The organism is Streptomyces sp. PsTaAH-137, from assembly GCF_003259365.1.
Lineage (GTDB): Bacteria > Actinomycetota > Actinomycetes > Streptomycetales > Streptomycetaceae > Streptomyces.
The window spans coordinates 1-2340 of sequence record NZ_QLLY01000078.1 but is presented as its reverse complement, the minus strand read 5'-3'; the positions used below and the strand labels follow the sequence as shown (position 1 = coordinate 2340).

The following is a 2340-nucleotide window of genomic DNA, read 5'->3' as shown; positions in this document are numbered from 1 at the left end:
GAAGGCCGTCCTCGCCCTTCACCTCGCTGCCGCGTCAGGATGAAAACCCCTCACTGTACGACCCCACCGAGGAGCCCGGCGGGCCGGCCGGCACGCAATAGGACCGTTCCCGTGCCACCGCACCTGCACGACTGCGGTCCGGGCGCGGATCAGCCGAAGGGGTTGGTGCTGGTGCCGTTCGTGCCGGGCAGGCGAAGCGTCGCGCCGTCGGGAAGGTCGAAGACCTGCTGCGCGATGGGGCCCCGGATCCGCATGGCGGTGACCGCGTCGACGACCTTGAAGTTGTCGAAGTCGTAGCCGCCGCCGGCGACGAAGAAGCGACGGGGGATCAGGCGGTCGTCCGGCTCCAGCGGCCCGTTCTCCTTCTGGAACGCGTACGCGAAGCTCGCCGTGCCGTTCACGTCCGGGTCGTCGAGGAGCCACTGCGCCCAGTCGTTCAGGCTGGTGCCGAGTTCGGTCAGCTCCGCGTCCTCGGGGCTGAACGCGACGACCTTCGTGCCTTCCATGACGGCGAACTGAGTGCCGAAGATGTCCTGCCCGAAGCAGAACAGGTCATCGGCCAGGTCGTCGTAGGTGTCCTTCCAAGTCTTCTCGCCGTTCCACGCGAGAAGGTCGGGACCCAGGCCTTCCTCACCCGCGCGGAAGACCTGGACGCCGGCGTTGAAGAGGAAGAAGCCGTTCATCGTGGACAGGACCTGGCCGAGCTCGGCGAGCGGGCCGCTCTCCCAGCCGAAGTCCAGCTCGATGGCCGGGCCCATAGGGCCACGGGCCCGGCTCAGCAACTGTTGAAGCGCGCTGTCTGCAGTCATTGCGTCATCCCTTCGCTTCCGGGCCGATGGGCCGTGTCAGGTAGTGCTCCCTCACCCGGTCGGTTGTGACCTGGCGGAGCGTCGGCTGCAGAACGGGGTCCGTCGGGAGGGCGTCCCACTTCATGTAGGGGTGCCATCGATCGTGTGCGGCGATCAGCATGGCCTCGCCGCGCTCGACATCGCCCCGCACCGCGTACCATCCTGCCATCCAGCAGCACTGGTCGTACTGGGCGGGAGTGTGCCCGCCCGTCGCGACGAGTTCGTGGGCGCGCGGGAAGTCGTTCGCCGTGGCGAGCGACTGCCACACGACGCGCTGCTCGCTGTCGGTGAGCGCGTCGAAATCGCGCTCCACAAGGGCAGAGCGGTGCTGGAACCCTTCGACTGGAGGCGCCGCACCCCAGGGCGCGTGACCGGGCAGAAGTTCCTCCAGCGGGCGCTGGGCCGGCTGCGCGCCGAGCCAGTCCAACCGCTCACGCAGAATACGCCCGGCCGGGACGTGCGCCGCCACCGCGGCGAGGCGCTCCGACAGCCCCTCGCGCGAGATGTCCGGCGCGGCCAGGAGCGCCTCGTCGAAGGGCATGTCCTGGTCGCACAGTTCGCCACCGGCCGGCCCGTCGTCGCGGATCAGCGCACCGGCCAGGTCGGCGGCCTCCGCGAAGCGGTCCAGCCACTGAAGAATCTGGATCGACGCGGCGGCCGCCTCCCAGACGGGCCCCCGCGCGCCACCGGGCCGGCGGGCGATCTCGAGCAGGTGCGGCAGCGTCTCCTCGAAATGCCCCTGGCGGGCGTGTGAGATCAGTTTCTCGGCAGCGTTCATGAGGCCATTCTCTCTCTCGGCCCGTACGGCAGTGCCGCCCGGGTCGGCTGCCTAGCGCACTCTGATCTTGACTCTGCTGCCGTCCGGCAACCCGCGCACAGCGCTCCCCATCGCCGACCCCGATCCCTGATTGTCCGACGCCGAGATGTACCGCACGCTCGCACCGGTTCCTCCCTCTTTGTACATGGCCGGAGGGTACTCGTCCCGGTCCCGGGGGCTGTCCGTCGCGATCCCGCGCAGCGAGTCGGCCCGGTTGTCGTCCGCCCCGCCTCGGTCGATCGTGAGGATGTCGGGCAGGGGCTGGCCGGTCCGCCTGCGGTCGCCACGTGAGATGACGCCGTTCTGGGCATCCTCGATGTGCTGCGCGGACTCGGGATACTTGTTCCGGTCGAGGACCATCTCCGCGTCGTACTCGCTCTGGCCACCGGTGCGCCGGTTGAAGTCCTGCCGTGCGGCGGCCTGGTTGCGTATCCTGCGGCGCGAGCCCCTGCCGGTCTCGCCGCCGTTCTTGGCCACCTTGTTCGCGAGGCTGACGAGTTCGTGGGCGTGGCGCTGGTCGGCGTCCTGGATGTTCTTGACGACCTTCTTCGTGCCCTCCCCGACCTGGCTGTACATGTCCCCGATGGCCTGGGCCGCGTCCTTGCTGAGCTTCCTGCCGACCCGCTGCGCCGCGTCCTCGAGGGCCTTGGCTATGGGATGACTCACCCGAACGAC

Annotated in this window: 3 protein-coding genes; all 3 read right to left on the bottom strand. The window is 69.4% G+C overall.

The annotated features are described in order from the left end of the window. Positions 1–149 precede the first annotated feature (149 nt). Positions 150–809 (bottom strand): SMI1/KNR4 family protein, encoded by a 660-nt coding sequence (locus K377_RS40965; RefSeq protein WP_237551328.1) that lies wholly within the window; start codon positions 807–809, stop codon positions 150–152. Between the two features lie 4 nt (positions 810–813). Next, a complete protein-coding gene (locus K377_RS40960) occupies positions 814–1626 on the bottom strand; it encodes a hypothetical protein (protein ID WP_111668698.1) in 813 nt (270 codons plus the stop codon). Positions 1627–1677: 51 nt separating this feature from the next. Beyond that, on the bottom strand, positions 1678–2340 hold a 663-nt coding region (locus tag K377_RS40955; protein ID WP_202454606.1), incomplete at its 5' end, for a NucA/NucB deoxyribonuclease domain-containing protein.

Coding starts and splice junctions, on each gene's coding strand:
- K377_RS40960 (WP_111668698.1), bottom strand. CDS start 1,626: ATGAACGCTGCCGAGAAACTGATCTCACACGCCCGCCAGGGGCATTTC.
- K377_RS40965 (WP_237551328.1), bottom strand. CDS start 809: ATGACTGCAGACAGCGCGCTTCAACAGTTGCTGAGCCGGGCCCGTGGC.